13 protein-coding genes and 1 riboswitch are annotated in these 25,753 nt (G+C 60.9%); of the genes, 9 read left to right on the forward strand and 4 right to left on the reverse strand.

What is annotated here, in order from left to right:
* Positions 1-121: 121 nt before the first annotated feature.
* From LQ220_RS06100 to gcvPB, 8 genes are all read left to right on the forward strand, one after another.
* Positions 122-2,113: a BamA/TamA family outer membrane protein gene (locus tag LQ220_RS06100; protein ID WP_230187522.1), complete on the forward strand. Its 1,992-nt coding sequence runs from the start codon at positions 122-124 to the stop codon at positions 2,111-2,113.
* Positions 2,113-6,294 (forward strand): translocation/assembly module TamB domain-containing protein, encoded by a 4,182-nt coding sequence (locus LQ220_RS06105; RefSeq protein WP_230187417.1) that lies wholly within the window; start codon positions 2,113-2,115, stop codon positions 6,292-6,294. The genes LQ220_RS06100 and LQ220_RS06105 overlap by 1 nt, the downstream gene beginning before the upstream one ends.
* 25 nt (positions 6,295-6,319) lie before the next feature.
* On the forward strand, positions 6,320-7,732 hold the full coding sequence (locus tag LQ220_RS06110) for an L-serine ammonia-lyase (RefSeq protein ID WP_290369021.1): 1,413 nt from the start codon (positions 6,320-6,322) through the stop codon (positions 7,730-7,732).
* A 51-nt stretch (positions 7,733-7,783) separates the two neighbouring features.
* Complete coding sequence (locus tag LQ220_RS06115) at positions 7,784-8,950, forward strand: deoxyguanosinetriphosphate triphosphohydrolase (RefSeq protein WP_230187418.1); 1,167 nt, start codon at positions 7,784-7,786, stop codon at positions 8,948-8,950.
* 53 nt (positions 8,951-9,003) lie between these two features.
* A riboswitch (glycine riboswitch) is annotated at positions 9,004-9,106 on the forward strand.
* 188 nt (positions 9,107-9,294) lie between these two features.
* Positions 9,295-10,446 carry a glycine cleavage system aminomethyltransferase GcvT gene (gcvT, locus tag LQ220_RS06120; protein WP_230187419.1) on the forward strand — a complete coding sequence of 384 codons (1,152 nt, stop codon included), beginning with the start codon at positions 9,295-9,297 and terminating at the stop codon, positions 10,444-10,446.
* 2 nt (positions 10,447-10,448) lie between these two features.
* On the forward strand, positions 10,449-10,820 hold the full coding sequence (gene gcvH, locus LQ220_RS06125) for a glycine cleavage system protein GcvH (RefSeq protein WP_230187420.1): 372 nt from the start codon (positions 10,449-10,451) through the stop codon (positions 10,818-10,820).
* A 20-nt stretch (positions 10,821-10,840) separates the two neighbouring features.
* A complete protein-coding gene (gcvPA, locus tag LQ220_RS06130; RefSeq protein ID WP_230187421.1) occupies positions 10,841-12,199 on the forward strand; it encodes an aminomethyl-transferring glycine dehydrogenase subunit GcvPA in 1,359 nt (452 codons plus the stop codon).
* Positions 12,196-13,767 (forward strand): aminomethyl-transferring glycine dehydrogenase subunit GcvPB, encoded by a 1,572-nt coding sequence (gene gcvPB, locus LQ220_RS06135; protein ID WP_230187422.1) that lies wholly within the window; start codon positions 12,196-12,198, stop codon positions 13,765-13,767. The genes gcvPA and gcvPB overlap by 4 nt, the downstream gene beginning before the upstream one ends.
* 7 nt (positions 13,768-13,774) lie before the next feature.
* Here the strand turns inward: gcvPB and LQ220_RS06140 are convergent, their stop codons facing one another.
* From LQ220_RS06140 to LQ220_RS06155, 4 genes are all read right to left on the reverse strand, one after another.
* Positions 13,775-14,272, reverse strand: coding sequence for a hypothetical protein (locus tag LQ220_RS06140; RefSeq protein WP_230187423.1), 498 nt, complete (start codon positions 14,270-14,272; stop codon positions 13,775-13,777).
* Between the two features lie 152 nt (positions 14,273-14,424).
* The gene (gene rpoC / locus LQ220_RS06145) at positions 14,425-18,675 is read right to left on the reverse strand and encodes a DNA-directed RNA polymerase subunit beta' (protein WP_230187424.1); all 4,251 of its coding nucleotides are present in this window, start codon (positions 18,673-18,675) and stop codon (positions 14,425-14,427) included.
* Positions 18,676-18,797: 122 nt separating this feature from the next.
* Positions 18,798-22,964 (reverse strand): DNA-directed RNA polymerase subunit beta, encoded by a 4,167-nt coding sequence (rpoB, locus tag LQ220_RS06150; protein WP_230187425.1) that lies wholly within the window; start codon positions 22,962-22,964, stop codon positions 18,798-18,800.
* Positions 22,965-23,374: 410 nt separating this feature from the next.
* Positions 23,375-24,439, reverse strand: a complete 1,065-nt coding sequence (locus LQ220_RS06155; RefSeq protein WP_230187426.1) for a mannose-1-phosphate guanylyltransferase/mannose-6-phosphate isomerase — start codon at positions 24,437-24,439, stop codon at positions 23,375-23,377.
* Between the two features lie 138 nt (positions 24,440-24,577).
* Here LQ220_RS06155 and wecB point away from each other — a divergent pair, with 138 nt between their 5' ends.
* Positions 24,578-25,726, forward strand: coding sequence for a UDP-N-acetylglucosamine 2-epimerase (non-hydrolyzing) (gene wecB / locus LQ220_RS06160; RefSeq protein ID WP_230187427.1), 1,149 nt, complete (start codon positions 24,578-24,580; stop codon positions 25,724-25,726).
* Positions 25,727-25,753 lie beyond the last annotated feature (27 nt).

Here is a 25,753-nt window from a genome sequence, read left to right on the forward strand (position 1 = left end):
CACGTTGCCCAATACATCTGAACTACTCTGTCCGCACTCCGCCTGGCTTACGCTTGTCACGCTGGCGTTGCTGCCCGTGGGGGCATGGGCGCAAGAGACGGTCGCGCGCCCGCGCGCGGTTATGCCCGCCCAAATATACGCACCGCCGCCCGTGCGAAGCACGCTGGATATCGACCCGAACGCCACCTTGGCGCCGATGCCGGATCTGGGCGTTGACTGGCCCGACATGGACGCGCCGGACACTATGGCACCGCTAATGGCGGAAGTGCCGGATGCACAGGCACCTGTTGCCACGTCCGAAGCGGACACTCCGACCGTCACAGTCGATGCTGCCGCTACGCCCGCCGACCCGCCGCCTGAACAGGACGTTGAGTTCGACGCCGGTGCCGAGCGCCGGTATCGCGTGACGCTGGCGGGGTTGGAGAATATCTCCGATACTGTTTTCGCCACCCGGTTCGATGAACTGTCCGTGCTGAAGCAGGGCGATGGCAAGCCCGCCAATCTGGCGCAGATCAACCGGCGGATCAAAGAAGACACTGCGCTGCTTGACCGGCTGATGCGTGCCAAAGGCTATTACGACGCGCGCATTCGCGGATCGGTGTCCGCACCGACAGCGGCCGACCAGCGTTTGCAGGTCAGTCTGGATGTCGTGCCGGGGCCGCTATATGTACTCGCGTCCGTCGATCTGGAAGGATTGCAGGATACTGGTCCCAAAGAGCCGGTATTGCGTGACGCCTTTTCGGTGAAGGTCGGCGATCCGATCGATGCGGACAAGATTGTCGGTGCGCAGACGGCGTTGACAGCGGCGCTTGGCAACAACGGCTTTCCCTTTGCCAAGGTCGAAGAGCCGGTCGTGCGGGTCGATCATGAAGCCGACAAGGGCGATCTCGATATGATCATCGCGACCGGCGGATATCGTACCTTCGGGCGGATCGTGCTGCCCGATGACGACTTGTTCAGCGCGCGTCATGTCCAGCGGATTGCACGCTTTCGTCCAGGCGACACCTATACGGCGTCCGATGTGGAGGATCTTCGGCGGGCGCTAGTCGCTACGGGGCTAGTATCCTCGGTCAAATTGACGCCCAAGGACGCAGGCGATGGCGAGCATGTCGATCTCGCGGTCGATGTGACTGCCGCGCCGCCGCGGACCATTGCCGGTGAAATCGGCTATGGCACGGGCGAAGGCTATCGCATCGAAGCAAGCTGGCAGCATCGCAATTTCTTCCCGCCCGAAGGCGCGCTGACAGTGCGCGGGGTAGCCGGAACGCAGGAGCAGACCGGATCGGTCACTTACCGTCGCAATAACTTCAGAAAGCGCGATCAGGTTCTGACGGGCCTGCTGTCTGTAAGTAACATCAACCGCAACGCTTTTGACGCGCGGACCGTGCAGTTGTCCGGCACATTGGAACGCCAGACCAATATCATATTCCAGAAGAAGTGGGTTTGGAGTGTCGGCGGGGAGTTGGTGGCGTCCGACGAACGTGACAGCTTCAGTCAGTTACGCGGAGGGCGGCGCACCTTCTTCATCGGTGCATTGCCGACAGGCTTGACCTATGACGGCAGTGATGACCTTCTGAACCCCACCACAGGGTTCCGACTGGGTGGTCGCCTGAGCCCTGAGCTGTCTTTCCAGAACAGCACTTTCGGATACATCCGTGCGCAGATCGACGGCAGCATATATCAGCCCATGTCCGATCGGATCACACTGGCAGGACGCGCGCGGCTGGGCACGATTTTCGGTTCGACCGTCAGCCGGATTGCACCGTCCCGGCGCTTTTATGCGGGCGGTGGCGGATCGGTGCGCGGTTATGGTTATCAGGCCATCGGGCCGCGTGACGCGAACAACGATCCTATCGGCGGCAAGAGCCTGGCGGAATTTTCGCTGGAGGCTCGCGTACGGTTCGGTAATTTCGGCGTTGTGCCGTTTGTGGATGCGGGCAACATCTCGACGGCGGCGCTGCCGCGTTTCAACGATCTGCGCATCGGTGCGGGTGTCGGTGTGCGCTATTACAGCAATTTCGGTCCGATCCGCATCGACGTAGGCACGCCCATCAATCCGCAGCGCGGCGATTCGAAGATTGCGGTGTATGTTTCGCTTGGGCAGGCCTTCTGATGGACGAGCCTACACCCGAAGCTGAGGTCCAGCCAGTCGCGCGCAAAGCGAAGCGCGGGCGATGGCAGCGGTGGGTGCTGGGCGTATTATTGACGCTGGCCGTCGCGGTTGTGGGGGCGGTCGTCTGGCTCGACACCGGTGCAGGCCATCGTTTCGTCATCAGCCGCATAGAGCGCGTCGCGCCGCAATCCGGTTTGCGGATCAAGGTCGGCGGGATAGACGGCAGTATCTATAGCAAGGCTCGGTTGCGCGATCTGCGCCTGTACGATCCCAACGGGCTGTTCTTTTCTGCGCCGGATGTTCAGCTCGACTGGTGGCCGGTCGCGTGGATATCGAACCGGCTGGACATCGATCGCCTGTTTATACCGCGCGCAACGCTGCATCAGTTGCCCAAATTGCGGCCGACCAAGGTGCAGGGGCCGATTCTGCCCGATTTCGACATCCGGCTGATGCAGTTCAAGGTGGAGCGGTTGACGCTCGCCCAAAAGGTCACGGGGCGGGAGCAGGTCGCTACCCTGGGTGGGGATGCCGACATCCGTTCCGGCCGTGCCGTGATCGACTTGCAAGCGCGTGTGCTGGGCGGGTCCGATGCCGTCATTCTGTCGCTGGATAGCCGTCCTGACGACAACAGGTTCGATGTAGACGTCACCGTCAATGCGCCCAAGGGTGGCGTGCTGGCGATGATGGCCGGGTTGAAACAGGACGCCAATGTTCGCGTGCAGGGGGATGGCACCTGGGCGAAATGGAACGGGACGGCGATTGCTTCGCTGGATAAGGTGCCCGCCGTTTCGCTGCGGCTGGCGGCGACGAAGGGGCAGTATCAACTGACCGGCGATGTTGAGGGGCAAGCCATAGCGGGCAACGGCCTGATCCAGCGTCTCTCGGCCCCCCGGCTCGATCTGACCGCGACCGGGACGTTGGAGAACCGGGTGCTGGACGGCACCATGAAGTTGCGCTCTGCGGCCATCGATCTGACGGCGGACGGCGCCTTCGATCTGCGCAACAGCAGTCTCGACAATATGCGGATCGATGCGAAGCTGGCACGGCCGCAGGCGTTGCTCAAGACGATGACGGGGCGCGACGTGGTTGCGCGGGTGCGGCTGGATGGGCCGATATCGACGGTGGGTTTCGAATATCTGCTGTCCGCCAAGCAACTGGCGTTCGGCAAGACGATATTGCGCGATGTGCGGGCGCAGGGTGAGGGGCGGCGCGCGAAGGGCGGTCCGGCAATCGTGCCCATCAAATTGTCCGCGCGTCAGCTTGATGGGCAAGGCGATCTGGTGGCGGGCATCGTCCGTAATTTTTCGCTGGCGGGTGCGCTGCAGATCAATGGACAGAAGATCACGTCCACCCCGCTGCAGGTGCGATCCGACAAGTTGAAGGGCGCGCTTATCGTTATCGCGGACCTGAAGACCGGGCGGTATGATATCGGGCTGACGGGTGACATTAACGGATTGCTGATCCCTGGCCTGGGCATTGTGGATGTGCGGTCGAAGGTGCAGGCGGTGCCCGGAGCCAATGGCGCATTTACGCTGAAAGGGCAGGCGCTGGCGACGATGCGGCGGCTGGACAACAGCTTCTTCCGGACATTGGGAGGCGGGTTGCCGCGTCTGCGATCCGGCTTGTCGCTGGGGCCGGATGGTCGATTGATCCTGAGCGGTTTGAAGCTGGATACGCCGCGATTGTCGCTGTCGGCCAATGGCTACAGGCGGCCCGACAAGACGTTCCATTTCGAAGGGGGCGGGTCTCACAAGACGTACGGGCCGGTCAAACTTGTGATCGACGGGATAATCGACCGGCCGACGGTGGATGTGCTGCTGGCGCGGCCGATGGATTCGGCGGGGCTGGCCAATGTGAAGGTGCACCTCGACCCCAACGTCCTTGGCTATGCTTTCACGACCGAGGGCATGTCGACCCTTGGCATGTTCACGGGCAATGGGACCATTTCGCTGCCGAAGGGTGCGCAGAGCGTGATATTCGTCGACCGGCTGGCCGTGGCCGGATCGGTTGCGCGGGGACGTATCCTGCCGGTGACTGGCGGACTAGACGGAAGGCTGGATGTTAGCGGCGCTCTGGCGGGATTCGTGGCCCTGGCACCTGTGAACGGCGATCAACAGATCAAGACCGAGTTGACGGCGACCGATGCAACTTTCGATGGGCCAACCAGCATCCGGGTTCGTCGCGGGAAGTTAACTGCGACGGCTCTGCTGGAGCCGACCGGCACAACTATCGACGCGACGGTTACGGCGCGCGGGCTGCAAGTGGGGCCCATGCGGATCAACCGGCTCGATGGAAACGCCAAGCTGGTGGATGGGAGCGGCAAGGTGACTGCCAGCGTTGTGGGGCAGCGCGGGAGGTTGTTCGATCTGAAGTTCGATGCGGATGTTACGCCGGATCGGGTGTCCGTCATGGCGGCGGGGACGCTGGACCGGCGACCGATCACCCTGACGCGCGCTGCGGTGCTGACGAAGACCGACGACGGCTGGCGGTTGGCGCCCACAACGATCAACTATCGCGGCGGCACGTCCCAATTCGCGGGGCGTCTGGGCGGTGAGTCGACGGAGATCGAGGCGCGGCTCAACAAGCTGCCGCTGGCCTTGCTGGACATTGCTTATGATACGCTGGGTCTCGGCGGGGCCGCGACGGGGACGCTGAGCTATGTGAAACCGCGTGGGGGCGTGCCGACGGGAACGGCTAATTTGCGGATACGGGGGCTGACACGGTCCGGGCTGGCGTTGACGTCCCGTCCGGTGGATGTGGGCGTCAATGCGGTCCTGTCCGCGACCCGGCTGGCCGCGCGCGCGACGATCAATGCCGATGGCAAGACGATTGGGCGCGCGCAGGCGCTGCTGACGCCGCTGGGGTCGGGCGATCTGATGCAGCGGCTTCATGCTGCGCCGTTGTTCGCGCAGATGCGGTATAATGGCACGGCGGATACGTTGTGGCGTCTTACGGGGATCGAGATTATCGATCTGACCGGTCCGGCGGCGGTGGCTGCGGACGTGCGCGGTACGCTGGACAATCCGGTCATCAACGGAACGCTCGCGAGCGACAATGCGACCATCGACAGCCCAATTACGGGTATGCGGCTGTCGGGCGTGAAAGCGCGCGGTCGTTTTGGCGGATCGCAACTGGTCATCTCCAGCTTCTCCGGCAATGCGCGCGGCGGCGGGAGTGTCACCGGCACCGGACGCTTCGACTTTGCAGGGGGCAAGGGCGTCGCGATGGATCTGTCGATGCAGGCGACCAATGCGGCGTTGCTGGAGCGCGACGATATTGGCGCGACGGTGACCGGGCCGATCACGATTACGTCGGACGGCGTGGGCGGCACCATTGCTGGCAATGTCGATCTGATCCGTAGCCGCTTTACATTGGGGCAGGCTGCTGCGGTGGCGGCCATTCCGGAATTACGGGTGATAGAAGTCAACCGGCGCGGTGAGGAGTTCGAGAAGGCGACGGCAAGTGCGCCTTGGAAACTCGATATCAAAGCGAACGCACGCAATCGGCTGACCGTGACGGGGCTGGGCCTCAGCAGCGAATGGCGCGCCAATCTCGACATTGGCGGCACGGTTACTGCGCCGGCTATTCAGGGGACGGTCGATCTGGTGCGGGGTGGATATGAATTTGCCGGTCGCCGCTTTGACCTGAGCGAAGGGCGCATCCGGTTCGATGGGTCGACGCCTGCTGACCCGACGCTGGATATCGAAGCGGCAGCAAGCCTTAATGGGATCAATGCGACGATCCGGGTGACGGGGAGCAGCCTGAAACCCGTCATCAACTTCACCAGCATACCGGCGCTGCCGGAGGACGAACTGTTGTCTCGCCTGCTGTTCGGAACGTCGATCACCAATTTGTCTGCGCCCGAAGCGCTGCAACTGGCGACGGCGGTTACATCGTTGCGGGGCGGGGGCGGTGGTCTCGACCCCATCAACGCCGTGCGCAAAGCAGCGGGCCTCGATCGCCTGCGCATCCTGCCCGCCGATCCGACCATCGGTCAGGGAACGTCCGTTGCGGCTGGCAAATATCTCACCCGGAAGACTTATGTCGAGTTGATCACCGATGGGCAGGGCTATTCGGCAACGCGCATAGAATATCAGGTAACACGGTGGTTATCTCTGCTGTCGAGCGTTTCCACCATCGGACGGCAAAGCGCCAATGTTCGCGTATCGAAGGACTATTGATGTGACCACTACCGATGCAGATTCCGTGCTTGCTGAAGCGCGGCCCCGGCAACGGTCGCGCATCGATAGCAGCGCGGCGATCAGCGTGGTCGATCTGTTCACCATCGGCATAGGGCCGTCCAGTTCGCATACTGTAGGTCCGATGCGGGCGGCACTGATGTTCATGGAGGTGCTGCCGGAACAGCCCAAAAATGTGACGTGCGAACTGTTCGGGTCGCTCGCGCTGACGGGGCATGGCCACGCGACTGACACCGCCATCTTGCTGGGACTATCCGGGGAGCGGCCGGAGACAGCCGATCCCGAAACGATAGCCCCACAGATCGCCGAAATCCGCAAGGCACAGGTCATTCGCTTTGGCGACTGGTCGGTCCCTTTCGTGGAAGACCGCGATCTGCTGTTCCACAAGGGCGTGTTTCTGGAGCAGCACAGCAACGGTATGCGCTTCACTGCACAGATGGCCGACGGCAGCGAAATCGTTCGCGAATATTTCTCCGTCGGCGGTGGTGCGGTGTTGGGCGGGGATGCCATCGCCGATGCGTCTTCGGGCGGAGGGAAGATCGGGCATAATCTCGTTCAGCCGCTGCCCTTTTCGTCCGGAGCCGAGATGCTTTCCCAAGGGGAAGAAACGGGACTGTGCATCGCGACTTTGGTGATGCGCAACGAAGCGGCATGGCGTCCGCAAGCGGAGACCGAGGCGTTTCTGGACGATGTGATCGACGCCATGAATGCGTCGATCGATCGGGGTATGAAGCAGGAAGGGATGCTACCCGGCGGTCTTAAGGTTCGGCGTCGGGCAAAGGCGATCCATGCACGGCTGCGCGCGGGGCAGGAAGGTATGCAGCCTGCGGCGGTATTTGAGTGGGTGAGCCTGTTCGCTCTGGCGGTGAATGAGGAGAACGCTGCGGGGGGCAGAGTTGTTACCGCGCCGACCAATGGCGCAGCGGGGGTCATTCCTGCGGTACTGCGTTACTATCGCAAGTTCGTGCCGGGTGCGGATCGTGAAGGCGAGCGCCAGCTTTTGCTGACCGCGGCGGCCATCGGCTTTCTGTACAAGAAGCGCGCCTCCATTTCGGCGGCGGAGATGGGATGTCAGGGCGAAGTGGGCGTTGCCTGCTCCATGGCGGCGGCAGGTCTGGCGGCGGTGCTGGGCGGCACCAATCAGCAAGTCGAGAACGCTGCCGAAATCGGCATGGAGCATAATCTGGGGCTGACCTGCGATCCCATTGGCGGGCTGGTGCAGATACCCTGTATCGAACGGAACACGATGGGCGCAGTGAAGGCAATCAATGCGGCCTATCTCGCGCTGCAAGGCGACGGTCGGCACATCGTCAGTCTGGATGCGGTCATCGAAACGATGCGCCAGACGGGCGAGGACATGGCGAGCCGGTACAAGGAAACGAGCCTTGGCGGGCTGGCCGTCAATGTCGTGGAGTGCTGATCGCAGGATATCGGCATTTGCACGGTCGCTCCGGTCGGCTACATCGCGCGCATGACGATGCCCGCTCCCTATGCCGCAAAGCCCGATGACAGCGGTGGACGACTTCACCCCGAACCCGGCGGCGAGACGCGCGGGCCGCGCGACATGTTTCAGCGCGACCGGGACCGGATCATCCATTCGATTTCCTTCCGCCGCCTGCGCCACAAGACGCAGGTGTTCGTGGCGCCGGATGGCGACCATTATCGCGTAAGACTGACCCACAGTCTGGAAGTCGCGCAGATCGGGCGGACTATTGCGCGGGTGCTGGGCCTCAACGAAGATCTGACCGAGGCATTGTGCCTTGCCCATGATATCGGCCATCCGCCGTTCGGTCATGCGGGGGAAGATGCGCTGGAGGAAGCCCTGGCGGAGCAGGGTGGGTTCGACCACAACGCCCATACGCTGCGCACGCTGATGCTGTTGGAAAGCCCCTATCCGCGTTTTGCCGGACTGAACCTGAGTTGGGACATGCTGGAGGGGCTGGCCAAGCATAACGGCCCCATCGATCGGCCCAGTTGGGCGATGGCGGAAATCGATGCGATGATGCCTCTCGACCTGCATAGCTGGCCATCGCTGGAGGCGCAGGTTGCCGCGATTGCAGACGACATCGCCTATGACAATCATGATATTGATGATGGCCTGCGCGCCGGATTGCTGACGCTCGACCAGTTGCTCGAAGTGCCGATGGTTGCGCGATGCTGGGAACGGGTACGGACGCGGCATCCCGATGTCGCTGAGGCGCGATTGCTCCGTGAACTGGTGCGCGACCAGATCGGCCTGATGGTGAACGATGTGCTGGAAACGAGCAGGGCCGCCATTGCTTCGGCGGGCGTGACAAGTGTTGCGGATGTACGCGCAGCGGGATGTGCGCTCATCGGCTTTTCGCCGGAAATGGCCGCCGAGGAACGGGCATTGAAGCGTTTCATGTATGCAGAGCTTTATCATCATCCAGAACAGCTCGCCGCCGCCGAGCGCGCTCGCGCTATCGTCACCGGTCTGTTTGCCGCCTATCGGGAAGACCCGACGCGAATGGCGGATGGATGGTCCGAGGACTGTGGCGCGCATGAGCCGGAACGCAGCCGCCATATCGCCGACTTCATTGCCGGCATGACCGACCGTTATGCAGAAAACTGTTACCAAGCGTTATTCGGGCGGCGCGTACCACTTCTGATGGATTGACGCGCTGACGGAATTGGGGAAAGGACGAATCGTCTCCGCGCCGGATTCGGTGCGGGCATGATACGGGAGAGTGTCGCTGCGGGGTAAAAGCCGGAGCGACCGCCGAAGGAGCAACCGCCCCGGAATCTCTCAGGCGACAAGGACCGTCTCATGTTCAGACACTCTGGAAAGCGAGCGGCGTAAATCCGCTCCACCGAAGGTGTAAGCCGCTGGATACCCTGAGTTTGGGGTCGATGTGGTCAAATCTCTCAGGTTCCGCGACAGAGGGGGTAGTGACATGATGGGCCACGCGTGTTGGTTCGTTATGCCATTACATGGACCCTATTGTTTTGTCGGAGACCAGGATGACCACCCAACCCAGTGAAATTCTGGACGACTCAGCGCCCGAAACGGCGAGTCCCGAACGCCTGCCGCTGGATGCATGGCATCGTTCGCGCGGCGGACGGATGGTCGAATTTGCCAGCTATGAAATGCCGATCCAGTATGAAGGGATCATGGCGGAACATGCCTGGACACGCACCCATGCCGGTCTGTTCGATGTGAGCCATATGGGGCAGTTGGCCTTCAGCGGCGACGATGTGGATGCTGCTCTCGAAACGGTGCTGCCGGGCGATATTCTGGGTCTCAAGACATTCTGCCAGAAATATTCGCTGCTGCTCGATGAGAATGGCGGCATATTGGATGACCTGATGGTGAGCCGTCGCCCTGATGACTTCTACATGGTCGTCAATGGCGCGATGAAGTTCGAGGATATCGGGTGGCTGCGCGAACATCTGCCTGACAACATCACCATGAACCATATGGAAGACCACGCGCTGCTGGCGCTGCAGGGGCCGGAGGCTGGCGCCGCGCTGGCGGAGCTTATCCCTGAGACCGCCGACCTGTATTTCATGCAGTGCAATGCGTTCACCTTTGGTGGCCACGATCTTTGGATTTCCCGGTCCGGTTATACGGGTGAGGACGGGTTTGAGATAAGTGTTCCCGCCGAGGGTGTAGAGGCTTTGGCCGATGCGTTGTGCGCTTTGCCGCAGGTGAAACCCATCGGCCTTGGCGCACGCGATTCCTTGCGGCTTGAGGCAGGCTTGCCGCTGTACGGGCATGACATCGATACGAAGGTCAGCCCCATCGCCGCCGATCTGGGCTTTGCGATTTCGAAGCGGCGCCGGGAGCAGGGCGGTTTTATCGGTCATGGGCGTATAGCCAAGGAACTGACCGATGGTGTGCCGTCTCGCCGCGTCGGCCTTTCGATCGACGGGCGTTTGCCCGCTCGTGAAGGTTCGCTCATTTTTGTTGGCGATGCGCAGGTTGGCATGGTCACCTCCGGTGGTTTCGCCCCTACTGTTGGCGCGCCCATCGCGATGGGTTGGGTTGCGACCCCGCATTGCGCCATCGGCACTGCGCTGGAAATCGAAGTCCGCGGCAAGCGCCTTGCGGCCAAGGTCGCGCCCATGCCATTCGTCCCTCACAATTATCGCCGTCTTAAACCGGGAGCCTGAAAATGAGCCGTTATTTTACCGAAGAGCATGAATGGATCGATGTCGATGGCGACATCGCCACTGTCGGCATCACCGAATATGCGCAGGAACAACTGGGCGACATCGTGTTCGTCGAGTTGCCCGCTGAAGGCGCGAAGTTCGACAAGGGCGATGATGCGGCTGTGGTCGAGTCCGTCAAGGCGGCGTCCGATGTCTATGCGCCAATCTCCGGCGAAGTCGTCGAAGCCAATGGCGCTTTGGAAGAAGAACCTGCGCTGGTGAACAGCGATCCGGAAGAGGATGGCTGGTTCTTCAAACTGCGGGTCGCGGACAGCAGCGAGTTCGAAGGGCTGATGAACGAAGCCGATTATCGCAAGTTCATCGCTGGCCTGTAATTTACGCATAAGGAATTAGAATGCGTTATCTTCCCCTGACCGATGCCGACCGCAGCGAAATGCTGAATGTCATCGGTGTGTCCTCGATCGACGACCTGTTTGTGGATGTGCCTGCCGAGGCGCGACTGACGGCCAAGATCGCCGATTTGCCGGACCACGCCAGCGAGCTTTCGGTGGAGCGGCACATGGGGAAGCTGGCGCGGCAAAATATGGTCGCGGGCGACGTGCCTTTCTTCCTGGGGGCAGGGGCGTATCGCCATCATGTCCCCGCCAGCGTCGATCACCTGATCCAGCGCGGCGAGTTCCTGACGGCCTATACTCCCTATCAGCCGGAAATCGCGCAGGGGACGTTGCAGGTCCTGTTCGAGTTCCAGACGCAGGTCGCGCGGCTGTTCGGGTGCGACGTGGCGAATGCTTCGATGTACGACGGTTCGACCGCCTGCTGGGAAGCGATTGGCATGGCGCGGCGGATTACCAAGCGCGGCAAGGCGCTGCTGTCGTCGGGTCTGCACCCGCATTATGTGTCGGTCGCTAAGACGATGGCGAAATTTACCGGCGATCAGTTGGTGTACGATACGCCCACGGCGGAAGCCGCGGCGGACATTGAAACGCTGATTGCCGGGATTGACCGGGACACGAGCTGCGTCGTTGTGCAGTATCCTGACATTCTGGGGCGCATTGCCGATCTGTCGGCTCTGGCGGACAAGGTGCATGAGGTCGGCGCGTTGCTGGTTGCGGTGGTGACCGAGCCGGTCGCGTTGGGCGCAATCACGCCGCCGGGCGATATGGGCGCGGACATCGTTGTGGGCGAGGGCCAGTCGATTGGCGTCGGCCTTCAATTCGGTGGGCCGTATCTGGGCCTGTTCGCGTGCAAGCAGAAATATGTGCGGCAGATGCCGGGACGCTTGTGCGGCGAGACTGTCGATGCGGAGGGCAAGCGCGGCTTTGTGCTGACGCTTTCGACGCGCGAGCAGCATATTCGCCGGGAGAAGGCGACGTCGAACATTTGCACCAATTCCGGGCTGTGCGCTCTGGCCTTCTCGATCCACATGACGTTGCTGGGGGAGAAGGGGCTGACCGATCTGGCTGCGCTCAACCATGGGCGTGCCGTTCAGGCGGCAGAAGCGCTGGAGCAGGTGCCCGGTGTCACTGTGGTGAACGACAGCTTCTTCAATGAATTTACCGTGACGCTGAACAAGGATGCGCGTGAAGTAGCGCGGACTTTGGCGGATTGCGGGATACTGGGCGGCGTGTCGCTGGGACGCCTGTTCCCGGAAGCTGCGGATTTGGCAAATGGCCTGATCGTCGGGGTGACCGAGACGACGACCGAGGAAGACATCGACGCTCTGTGCGCGGCGCTCAAGGAGATACTGGCATGACCATGCTCAAGGAAGGTCGCCCGACGCGGCCGGTAGCCGTAGCGCACGAGGGTCGGCCCACGACCACAGGCAACAAGGCGTTGATGCTGGAAGAGGCGCTGATCTTCGAGATCGGGTCGCATGACACGACTGGCGTCGATATTGCCCCGGCACCTGAAGTTAAGAGCCGCTTGGGCGGTCTCGAACGGCGCAAAGCCTTGGCATTGCCGGGGCTGTCCGAGCCGGAGACCGTGCGGCATTATACGCGGCTGTCGCGGCAGAATTACGGGATCGATCTGGGCTTCTTTCCGCTCGGCTCCTGCACCATGAAGCATAACCCGCGCCTGAATGAGAAGGTGGCGCGGATGCCCGGATTTGCGGATATTCATCCGCTCGCTCCGGTAGCGACTGTGCAGGGCGCACTGGGTGTGATCCATGAACTGGCCGAATGGCTCAAGACGCTGACGGGCATGGCGGCGGTGGCGATGAGCCCCAAGGCTGGCGCGCATGGGGAGCTATGCGGTCTGCTGGCCATTCGGGCAGCTTTGGAGGCGCGCGGCGATGCGCGTTCGGTCGTACTGGTGCCGGAAAGCGCGCATGGCACCAATCCCGCTACGGCGGCGTTCTGCGGCTATGCGGTGGAGGATATTCCCGCAACGCCGGAAGGGCGCGTTGATCTGGCTGCGCTTGAGGCGCGGCTGGGGCCAGATGTGGCTGCCGTGATGATTACCAACCCCAATACGTGCGGACTGTTCGAGCGCGATCTCAAGAAGATCGCCGATGCCGTTCATGGGATTGGTGGATTTGTGTATTGCGACGGCGCGAATTTCAACGCCATCGTCGGGCGCGTGCGTCCGGGCGACCTGGGCGTCGATGCCATGCATATCAACCTGCACAAGACCTTCTCCACCCCGCATGGCGGTGGCGGGCCGGGCAGTGGGCCGGTTGTGTTCAGCGCGGCATTGGCGCCGTTCGCACCGTTGCCATTCGTTGAGAAAACGGATGACGGCTATGTGTTGGTCGAAGAGGAAACGGCTGGCGAACATCATGCAGGCAGCTTCGGACGCATGGTCGCGTTTCATGGCCAGATGGGCATGTTCACACGCGCGCTGACTTACATCATGAGCCACGGGTCTGACGGGCTGCGGCAGGTGAGTGGCGATGCGGTGTTGAACGCCAACTACATCCTGCGCAGTCTGGAAGGCGCATTGGACGCGCCGTTCGCTGGATCGGGGCCGTGTATGCATGAAGCGCTTTTCAGCGACAAGGGCATGGCCGAGGGCTTCACCACGCTGGATATCGCGAAAGGCCTCATCGACGAAGGCTTTCACCCGATGACGGTGTATTTCCCGCTGGTGGTGCATGGCGCCATGCTGGTGGAGCCTACCGAAACCGAAAGCAAAGCGGCGCTCGACCAGTTCATAACAGCGTTCCGGTCGGTTGCGGAGCGTGCCAAGGTGGGAGACGAAGCGTTGAAGGGTGCGCCTTATTTCGCGCCGCGTCGCCGTCTGGATGAGACCCTTGCAGCGCGCAAGCCTGTGTTGGTCTGGACGGAGCCCGCCGCTGCCGTTGCTGAGGCTGCCGAATAAGTCTGTTTTAGAGGGCCAGTTCCTCGCTCGCCGCATGGTGCTCAGATGATATGTCTGCTGCATGATGCGGCGAGTCTAATGTCGGGACCGCTTCGGGCGGGTCCATGGAAGGCGGAACGGCCGCATCCCGATGCGCGGATTGCGGCATGATGTCCGTAGGCTGGGCGATCATTGTATCGCTGGCCGCATACTCTTGATCGTCGCGATAAATCGCATTGAGTTGGCGGCTATATTCGTCGCCATAATAGCTGGCGTTTTTACGTTCGTCCAAAGTGGGGCCGCACCCCTTTCTGCAGACCGGAATATGATAGGGGGCTAGCATCTCTGCTGTCGTACCGATGGGTGAGTTTTGCACACTGTCGAAACTGTCCGCAGTATCGCTCACGTCCGCTTCCTTGATTGCGCCCGAGCTATGCGGCGTCGTCGCGTATCGGCCCAGAGCGATGCCCGAAATAGACCCGACCGCGATGAAGGAGGCAGCGAAGATAGCAAGTTTGCTGTTCAATTCGTGTCTCCTTGGGATGGACCAACCACAATAACCCGACACGCGCCGCGATGTTCCAATCCGCGACAGACACGAAAAAGCCGCCGAGTTCTCACCCGGCGGCTTGTTCATTTTACCGACTGCGCGCCTTGAGGAGCGTGGTCGCTATCCTATCACTCCATGTCGCTCGTGGTGAATTCTTCACCTTGAACGGCACCCAGCGGATCGTCGCCAATCGCGGCTTCCGGACCCTGCTGCAATTCGGCAGCATGTTCTTCGGCGGCGGTCTGCGGCGCGATAAGGTGGGCCTGAAGCCCCTTGATCTGTGCGCGCAGGGCGGCGTCGCGGCTGGAGGCTGCCACGCGCAGACGGTTCATGCCTGCACCCGTACCGGCGGGGATCAGACGACCCACAATGACGTTTTCCTTCAGACCGATCAGCGTGTCCTTCTTCCCCTGAACCGCCGCTTCGGTAAGGACGCGGGTGGTTTCCTGGAAAGACGCTGCCGAGATGAAGCTGCGGGTTTGCAGCGAAGCCTTGGTGATGCCGAGCAACACGGGCTTGCCGATAGCGGGCTGCTGCCCTGCGGAAAGCTTCGCATTGATTTCATGCATCTCTTCGGCATCGACCTGTTCGCCAGCCAGCAACGTGGTCTCGCCGCCATCGGTGATCTCAACCTTCTGCAGCATCTGACGAACGATCGTTTCGATGTGCTTGTCGTTGATCTTCACGCCCTGCAGACGATAGACTTCCTGAATTTCCGACACGAGATATTCAGCCAGCGGCTCGATGCCGAGCACTTCGAGAATATCGTGCGGATCAGGCGAGCCGCCGATCAGGTTATCGCCGCGCTTCACGAAGTCGCCTTCCTGAACGTCGATCACCTTGCTCTTGGGGATCAGATACTCGACTGGCTCACCGCCATCCTCGGGACGAATGGCGATCTTGCGCTTCGCCTTATAGTCCTTGAGGAATTCGACGCGACCGCTGATCTTCGCGATGATCGCATTGTCCTTGGGCTTACGCGCTTCGAACAATTCGGCAACGCGCGGCAGACCACCGGTAATGTCGCGGGTCTTGGCAGCTTCGCGAGACACACGTGCCAGAACGTCACCAGCCGCAACCTGCTGGCCATCTTCGACCGACAGGGTGGCACCGATGGCGAGCATGTAGCGTGCCGCTTCACCCGAACCGTCGTCCAGCAGGGTCAGGCGCGGACGCAGATCCTCCTTCGTACGGGCCGAACCACGATGCTCCGTGACGACGCGCTGGGCGATACCCGTTGCTTCGTCGGTCTGCTCGGTCAGCGTCTTGCCGTCGATCAGGTCGACATACTTCACGATACCCGGACGTTCCGTGATCACCGGCATGGTGAACGGATCCCACTCGGCGATACGATCGCCCAGCTTCACCTTGGCATTGTTCTCGAACAGGATCGTCGCACCATAAGGCAGACGATGGACCGCACGTTCGCGGCCTTCCTGATCGATGATCGCCAGTTCGCCGTTGCGCGCGAGCGACAGGCGACGGCCACGGCTGTCCGTGATCGTGGGCATGTCACGCAGTTCCAGCGTACCGTCGGCAACCGCTTCGAGGTTGGACGTTTCGTTGAGCTGCGCTGCGCCGCCGATGTGGAAGGTACGCATGGTAAGCTGCGTACCCGGTTCACCGATGGACTGTGCCGCGATGACGCCGACGGCTTCACCGATGTTAACCGGCGTACCACGGGCGAGGTCACGACCGTAGCACTTGCCGCAGACGCCCATCTTGCTTTCGCAGATCAGCGGGCTGCGGATTTTCACGGCCTGCGTGCCGATGCCTTCGATCTGCGTGATCAGGGCTTCGTCAAGCAAGGTGCCTTCGGGGATCGCGATGCTGTTGTCCTTGGGATCGACGATATCCTCTGCGGTCGTACGACCCAGGATACGCTCACCCAGCGACGCGATGACCGTACCGCCCTGAACGATTGCCTTCATTTCCAGAGCGCGGTTGGTGCCGCAATCTTCCTCGACGATCGTGCAATCCTGCGACACGTCGACCAGACGGCGGGTCAGGTAACCCGAGTTTGCCGTCTTGAGCGCGGTGTCGGCCAGACCCTTACGGGCGCCGTGGGTGGAGTTGAAGTATTCAAGGACGGTCAGACCTTCTTTGAAGTTCGAGATGATCGGCGTTTCGATGATCTCGCCCGACGGCTTGGCCATGAGGCCACGCATACCGGCAAGCTGCTTCATCTGCGCTTGGCTACCACGAGCACCCGAATGCGCCATCATGTAGATGGAGTTGATCGGGGCCATGCGGCCATTCGCGTCCTTAGGCTGGGCGCGAATCTCGTCCATCATCGCGTTGGCGACAACGTCACCGCAACGTGACCAGGCGTCGATCACCTTGTTGTACTTTTCCTGCTGGGTGATGAGACCGTCCTGATACTGCTGCTCATAGTCAGCAACCATCGCCTTGGTTTCATCGACCGTGCCGACCTTCGAGTCCGGAATGACCATGTCATCCTTGCCGAAGGAGATGCCGGCCTGGAATGCGTGGCGGAAGCCCAGCGCCATGATGGCGTCGGCGAACAGCACGGTGTCCTTCTGACCGGTGTGGCGATAGACCTGATCGATCACGTCGCCGATTTCCTTCTTGGTGAGAAGGCGGTTGATGACGTCGAAAGGCACCTTGAAGCTCTTGGGCAGCGTTTCGCCCAGCAGCATACGACCGGGGGTCGTTTCAAAGCGCTTCATATACTGCTTACCGGCTTCGTCGGTCTGCGGTACGCGGGTGATGATCTTCGAGTGAAGCGTCACGGCCTTTGCGAACAGTGCCTGATGCACTTCCTGCATGTCGGACAGCATCATGCCTTCGCCCGGTTCGCCTTCGCGTTCCATCGAAAGATAATAGATACCCAGGACCATGTCCTGCGACGGCACGATGATCGGCTTGCCGTTCGCGGGCGACAGGATGTTGTTGGTGGACATCATCAGCACGCGTGCTTCGAGCTGGGCTTCCAGCGAAAGCGGAACGTGGACGGCCATCTGATCGCCATCGAAGTCGGCGTTGAAAGCCGAGCAGACGAGCGGGTGAAGCTGGATCGCCTTGCCTTCGATCAGCACAGGCTCGAACGCCTGAATGCCAAGACGGTGAAGCGTAGGCGCGCGGTTCAGCATGACTGGATGCTCGCGGATCACTTCGTCCAGAATGTCCCAGACTTCCTTGCGTTCCTTCTCGACCCACTTCTTCGCCTGCTTCAAGGTCATGGACAGACCCTTGGCATCAAGGCGCGCGTAGATGAACGGCTTGAACAGTTCGAGCGCCATCTTCTTCGGCAGGCCGCACTGATGCAGCTTCAATTCCGGACCGGTCACGATCACGGAACGACCCGAATAGTCGACGCGCTTGCCGAGCAGGTTCTGACGGAAGCGGCCCTGCTTGCCCTTGAGCATGTCGGACAGCGACTTCAATGGACGCTTGTTCGCGCCGGTGATGACGCGACCGCGGCGACCGTTGTCGAACAGGGCGTCGACGGCTTCCTGCAACATGCGCTTTTCGTTGCGGACGATGATGTCCGGCGCGCGCAGTTCCATCAGGCGCTTCAAGCGGTTGTTACGGTTGATGACGCGGCGATACAGATCGTTGAGATCCGACGTCGCGAAACGACCGCCGTCTAGCGGAACCAGCGGGCGCAGTTCTGGGGGAATGACCGGGACGACGTCCAAGATCATCCATTCGGGGCGGTTGCCCGATTCCAGGAAGCTTTCGACGACCTTCAGGCGCTTGATGATCTTCTTGGGCTTCAGTTCCGACTTGGTGACGGCCAGTTCTTCGAGAAGAACCTTCTTTTCGCCTTCCAGATCGAGGTCCATCAGCATCTGCTTGACGGCTTCTGCGCCGATGCCGGCCGAGAAGGCGTCTTCGCCATACTCGTCCTGCGCGTCGAGCAGTTCGTCTTCGTTCAGAAGCTGATATTTATCGAGCGGGGTCAGGCCCGGTTCGATAACGATATAGCTTTCGAAATAGAGGACGCGCTCAAGCTGCTTGAGCTGCATGTCGAGCAATAAGCCGATACGCGAAGGCAGCGATTTGAGGAACCAGATGTGCGCGACCGGCGCGGCCAGTTCGATATGGCCCATGCGCTCACGGCGGACCTTCGACACGGTAACTTCAACGCCGCACTTTTCGCAGACGATGCCCTTGTACTTCATGCGCTTGTACTTGCCGCACAGGCATTCGTAATCCTTGATCGGACCGAAGATGCGCGCACAGAACAGGCCGTCGCGCTCAGGCTTGAACGTGCGGTAGTTGATGGTTTCCGGCTTCTTGATCTCACCGAAGGACCACGAACGGATGCGTTCGGGCGAAGCGAGACCGATCTGGATCTGGTCGAAGGTTTCCGGCTTTACGACCGGGTTTGCGAAGTTGGTCAGTTCGTTCATTCTAGTTCTCCAGTTCCCCTCCCGCTTGCGGGAGGGGGTAGGGGAGGGGATATTCGGTTCCGAGATCAGACCTGCTTACAGGCCCTCCCCCGACCCCTCCCGCATGCGGGAGGGGAGAGAGCTTATTCCGCCGCCAGAGCCGGGCTGTCGTCTTCGGTGAGCTCATCGATCGACGTCAGTTCGACGTTCAGACCCAGCGAGCGCATTTCCTTGACGAGCACGTTGAAGCTTTCCGGGATACCGGCTTCGAAGGTGTCGTCGCCCTTGACGATCGCTTCGTAAACCTTGGTACGGCCGACAACGTCGTCCGACTTCACGGTCAGCATTTCCTGCAGCGTATAGGCGGCACCATAAGCCTGGAGCGCCCAGACTTCCATTTCCCCGAAGCGCTGGCCACCGAACTGCGCCTTACCACCCAGCGGCTGCTGCGTGACGAGCGAGTAGGGACCGATCGAGCGGGCATGGATCTTGTCGTCGACAAGGTGATGCAGCTTGAGCATGTAGATGTAGCCCACGGTAACCTTACGGTCGAACTTGTCGCCCGTACGGCCATCGAACAGATCGCTCTGACCCGACGTGTCCAGACCGGCCAGTTCCAGCATTGCCGATACGTCGGCTTCGCGGGCACCGTCGAACACGGGGGTAGCCATCGGCACGCCATGCGTCAGGTTGGAGGCAAGCTCGATGATCTGATCGGCGCTGCGTGCTTCGATCTCGTCATGATACTTTTCGCCATAGACTGTCTTGAGGCGTTCCTTGACCGCTTCGGGCGGCGCTGCGCTCTCAGGGTTGGGGTTCGCTTCACGCCAATCTTCCAGCGCTGCCTTGATCTGCTGACCCAGACCGCGTGCGGCCCAGCCCAGATGCGTTTCGAAGATCTGACCGACGTTCATGCGCGAAGGCACGCCCAGCGGGTTCAGCACGATGTCGACATGCGTACCGTCCGCAAGGAACGGCATGTCTTCGATCGGCAGGATGCGCGAGATGACACCCTTGTTTCCGTGACGACCGGCCATCTTGTCACCCGGCTGCAGCTTGCGCTTCACAGCCACGAACACCTTGACCATCTTGAGCACGCCCGGGGGCAGCTCATCGCCGCGCTGCAGCTTCTCTACGCGATCTTCGAACCGGTCGACGATGGTCTTCACCGCTTCGTCATACTGGCCCTTGATGGCTTCGAGCGATACCTGAACGCTGTCGTCCGCAACCGCGAACTTCCACCATTCATGACGTTCGACTTCATCGAGAAGTGCGTCGTCGATGACGATGCCCTTCTTAATGCCCTTGGGCGCAGCGGTCGCGGTCTGGCCGAGAAGCTGTTCCTTAAGGCGATTGAAGGTCGCACGGTTGAGAATGCCGCGTTCGTCTTCGCGATCCTTTGCAAGACGGTCGATTTCTTCGCGTTCGATAGCCATCGCACGCTCATCCTTGTCGATGCCGTGGCGATTGAACACGCGCACTTCAACGACCGTACCGGCAACGCCCGGCGGCAGACGCAGCGAGGTATCGCGCACGTCCGAAGCCTTTTCACCGAAGATCGCGCGGAGGAGCTTTTCTTCCGGCGTCATTGGCGATTCACCCTTGGGGGTGATCTTGCCGCACAGGATATCGCCCGGCTCCACTTCGGCGCCGATGTAGACGATGCCTGCTTCGTCGAGGTTGCGAAGAGCTTCTTCACCGACGTTGGGAATGTCGCGGGTGATGTCTTCCGGACCCAGCTTCGTATCGCGGGCCATGACTTCGAATTCCTCGATATGGATCGAGGTGAAGACGTCGTCCTTAACGATCCGCTCGGAGATCAGGATACTATCTTCGTAGTTGTAGCCATTCCACGGCATGAACGCGACGAGGGTGTTGCGACCCAGCGCCAGTTCACCGAATTCGGTCGAAGGACCATCGGCAATCACGTCGCCACCGTTGATCAGATCGCCGACCTTCACCAGCGGACGCTGGTTGATGCAGGTGTCCTGGTTGGACCGCTGGAACTTCTGCAACGTGTAGATATCGACGCCCGACTTGCCGGGTTCGACGTCATCCGTAGCGCGGATCACGATGCGGGTGGCGTCCACCTGATCGACGACGCCCGAACGCTTGGCCGAGATGGCCGCGCCGGAGTCACGTGCGACGGTTTCTTCCATGCCAGTGCCGACGAACGGCGCTTCGGCACGTACCAGAGGCACGGCCTGACGCTGCATGTTCGATCCCATGAGTGCGCGGTTGGCGTCATCGTTTTCCAGGAACGGAATGAGCGATGCGGCGACCGACACGAGCTGCTTGGGGCTGACGTCCATCAAGGTGATCTGATCGCGCGGGGCCATCAGGAATTCACCGGCTTCACGCGAGGACACGAGGTCTTCGATGAACTGACCTTCGCCATCGGTGTCGGCGTTAGCCTGCGCGATGGTGTGCTTGGCTTCCTCCATTGCCGACAGGTAAACGACGTCGTCGGTTACCTTGTGGTCGACAACCTTGCGGTACGGCGTTTCGATGAAGCCGTATTTATTCACGCGGCTGAAGGTCGCGAGGCTGTTGATCAGACCGATGTTCGGGCCTTCCGGCGTTTCAATCGGGCAGATACGGCCATAGTGGGTCGGGTGAACGTCGCGGACTTCGAAGCCTGCGCGCTCACGGGTAAGACCGCCCGGGCCCAAGGCCGATACGCGGCGCTTATGAGTGACTTCCGACAGCGGGTTGGTCTGATCCATGAACTGCGAAAGCTGCGAGGAGCCGAAGAACTCACGCACGGCAGCCACGGCGGGCTTCGCGTTGATGAGGTCGTTGGGCATGACCGTCGATACGTCGACCGAGGACATACGCTCCTTTACGGCGCGCTCCATGCGAAGAAGACCGACGCGATACTGGTTTTCCAGAAGCTCACCGACCGAACGCACACGACGGTTGCCGAGGTTGTCGATATCGTCGATTTCGCCCTTGCCGTCCTTCAGGTTCACCAGTTCCTTGACGACCGCGAGGATGTCTTCGCGGCGCAGGGTGGTGACCGTGTCTTCAGCATCGAGTTCGAGGCGCATGTTGAGCTTCACGCGGCCAACAGCCGAGAGGTCATAGCGCTCCGGATCGAAGAACAGGCCGTCGAACAGCGACTCTGCGGTTTCGCGCGTCGGCGGTTCGCCGGGGCGCATGACGCGGTAGATGTCGGACAGGGCGTGGTCGCGATCTTCGGCCTTGTCGGCCTTCAGCGTATTGCGGATCCACGGACCGGTCGTGACATGATCGATGTCGAGCAGTTCGAGCGTTTCGATGCCAGCCTTGTCGAGCTTTTCGAGGTTCTCAGGGCTGATTTCATCGCCAGCTTCAACGTAGATTTCGCCGGTTGCATCGTTGACGAGATCATAAGCGCTGTAGCGGCCGAAGATTTCTTCGGTCGGGATCAGCAGTGTTTCGAGGCCGTCCTTCTGTGCCTTGTTCGCGGCGCGCGGCGAGATTTTCGCAGCGGCGGGGAACACGACTTCGCCGGACTTTGCGTCAACGATGTCGAACGCAGGCTTCTGACCGCGCCATGCTTCGGGCGTGAAAGGGATCTGCCAGCCGCCCTGACCGCGGACGAAGGTGACCTTGCTGTAGAATTCACCCAGAATGTCTTCGGCATTGAGGCCGAGCGCGAACAGCAGCGCCGTGACCGGCAACTTGCGCTTGCGGTCGATACGGACGTTGACGATGTCCTTGGCGTCGAATTCGAAATCGAGCCAGGAACCGCGATACGGAATGACGCGGGCAGCGAAGAGATACTTGCCCGATGCGTGGGTCTTGCCACGGTCATGGTCGAACAGGACGCCCGGCGAACGGTGCATCTGGCTGACGATGACGCGCTCTGTGCCGTTGATAATGAAGGTGCCGTTGCCCGTCATCAGGGGCATGTCGCCCATGTAGACGTCCTGCTCCTTGATATCGAGGACCGAGCGGGTGTCGGTGTCCTGATCGACTTCGAACACGATCAGGCGAAGGGTAACGCGCATCGGCGCCGCGTAGGTGATCCCGCGCTGACGGCATTCCTCGGTATCGTACTTGGGATCTTCCAGCACATACTGGACGAAATCCATTTCCGCCGTGCCAGCGAAATCGCGGATCGGGAAAACGCTGCGCAACGTCTTTTCCAGGCCCGAGACATAGCCGATCGAGGGGTCGGAGCGGAGGAACTGTTCATAGCTCTCACGCTGCACTTCGATGAGGTTCGGCATCTGCACGACTTCGTGGATGTTGCCGAAAACCTTGCGGATGCGCTTCTTTGCGCCCGTCATGGTGCTTGCGGGGGGAGCTGCTTTGGTCGCCATGCTTGGTCCTGCCTTTAATCACGATTTATTTTCGCATTGCAGCGAAAGTTCAGCCGATTCGCGCAGCCATGAGACGCAAAAAAGTGCGGGTCGGGGCTGTCCGATCCGCACTGTCAGCGTCTGGCATTACCTTCCGATTTCTGCCCTATTCGTCTCGGTTCGAGCGCAAATCGAACCGGGTCCCGGGTAGTTGGAAGGTTGGCCCATTTCCACCGGAGAGGCGGAAGCAGGCCGATAACTCTTGAGCGCCATATAGCGACGATGTTGGAGTTTGTTAAGAGGGTAAACGGAGGGATGGCCCAAATCAGATGAATTGGGCGAAGAACGGCACGACGATCTGCGTTGCCCAAAGCAGCAGGAGCGCATAGGCCCAATGCTTCAAGGTTGGCCGGTGCGCGCGTGTCATCCGATCAGCGGTTCTTCAGCGCTTCTGTCACCTTCTTCACATTCTGCGACTGTCCACGACGCAGGATCATGATGTCGCCATGCGCGACGACGACGATCAGATCCTCGACACCGACCATCGCCACGCGCGGTCCATCGCTATGGACGAGACAGCGTGCCGTATCGAGCGTCAGCACGTCGCCACGGACGGCATTACCATTGTCGTCCTTATCGCTGATGGCGTGGAGGGAGTCCCAGCTTCCGACGTCCGACCATCCCATGTCTACGGGAACGCACGCGACCTTCGCTGCCTTTTCCATGACGGCGTAGTCGATTGAGTCCGAGGGGCAGGCCTCGAAAGAGGTCGCATCGGGATAGAAGCGCTGTCCGTCCTTGCGACCTTTTTCCAGCGATGCCTTCGCAGCGACGAGCATGTCTGGCTGAAACTCTTCGAGAGCGGCAAGGTAAGCGTCAGCCCGGAACAGGAATATCCCCGCGTTCCAGGCATAGCCTCCTTCGGCAAGCATGTCCGCCGCGCGCACTGCATCGGGCTTTTCCACGAAGCGGGTAACTGCCTTGACGGTCCCCTGCACGGCATCGCCCATCTGAATGTAGCCATAGCCGGTTTCGGGAGCGTCGGGCGTGATACCGAATGTTACCAGCCAGCCTTCCGAAACAAGCGGCAGCGCTTGCGCGATGGCGGCGTGAAAGGCGGGAAGATCGAGAATGACGTGATCGCTCGGCATGACCAGCAAAGCGTCCGCAGGATTGTCCGCCACCAATGCGGCGAGGGCGATGGCGGGCGCCGTGTTGCGGCCAAAGGGTTCAAGCAGGATCTGGCTATCGGTAATACCGATTTCCGCCAGTTGCTCCTCGATCACGTCGGCATGATTGGCATTGGCCACGAGAATCGGAGCGCCGAAGGAAATGTAGGACGCAGCAGTCGCATCGGTACGACGAGCGGTCAGTTGCAGCATGGTCTCAGCCGCGGTCAAGGCCAGCAATTGCTTGGGTCGTTCAGGGCGTGAAACAGGCCAAAGGCGCGTTCCTGACCCACCAGAAAGGATAACCGGAACAACAGATGCCGTCATGAAGAGTAGTCCTGCCTTTTCGAAAGTGGCGACCCCTTAGCATGTGCAGCATAATCTAAGAAGCCGCGATTAAAGGGCTGTGAAGGAATTTAGGCCATAACGGCGGGAAACGCTATTAGTTACACATCAGGGGTTTCGATGAAGATATTGTGCGTATTCGGAACCCGTCCCGAAGCGATCAAGCTGTTCCCGGTAATCCATGCGCTGCGCGATGCACCCGGCGTTGACGTTCGTGTTTGCGTCACTGCGCAGCACCGGGGGTTACTCGACCAGGTATTGGAGACCGCAGGAATCTTGCCGGATATAGATTTGGACGTCATGACGCCGGACCAGACGCTCGATGGGCTTACGGCGCGACTCATTGTGGAACTGGGCAAGGCATTTGACAGTGAAAAGCCCGACCGGGTGCTGGTACATGGCGATACGTTGACGACGATGGTGGCCAGTCTTGCGGCCTATTATCGCAAAATCCCGGTGGCGCATGTCGAAGCGGGGCTTCGCAGCGGCGATATTCATCACCCCTGGCCTGAGGAAGTGAACCGGCGTGTGGTAGCCTGCATCGCGGATATGAACTTCGCGCCAACGCAGACGGCGGCCGACGCTCTATTGGCGGAAGGGCGCGATCCTGCTGGCATCTATGTGACGGGCAACACCGTGATTGACGCATTGCTCGCGACAAAGGCGCGCATATCTCTGGAGCCTGCGCTAGCCGGCGGCCTTGACGACTTGGCGACACGCTTTGCGGGCAAGCGCATCATCGCCGTCACAAGTCACCGGCGGGAGAATTTCGGCGGAGGCATGGAAGCGATTGCCAAGGCCGTCCGGGACATTGCAGCGCGACCGGATGTCGCCATCATCTTCCCGGTGCATCCCAATCCCAACGTGCGGAAGGTGATGGATGCGGAGCTGGACGGGCTGGCGAATGTCGCCATGATCGATCCGCTGGACTATCCGCATTTCGTCCGCCTTCTCGACATGTGCCACATCGTCCTGACCGATAGCGGCGGCGTACAGGAAGAAGCGCCTTCGCTGGGCAAGCCGGTGCTCGTCATGCGGGAGACGACCGAGCGACCAGAAGGGGTTGCAGCGGGAACGGCGAAGTTGGTCGGAACGGATCGTCACAGGATCGTGGCAGAGGTTTTCGCCTTACTGGACGACGATGCGGCTTATGCCGAAATGGCACGGGCGCATAATCCGTTCGGGGATGGAGAGGCGAGCGGGCGGATAGCTGGCGTGATCGGAACGAATGCGCACCAAAGTGCCCAAGGGGATAACATCGCCGCCTGACGCTGACCTTCCGATGGGCAAATCCGA

The sequence above is a fragment of the Sphingobium sp. CECT 9361 genome (assembly GCF_918741285.1).
GTDB lineage: Bacteria > Pseudomonadota > Alphaproteobacteria > Sphingomonadales > Sphingomonadaceae > Sphingobium.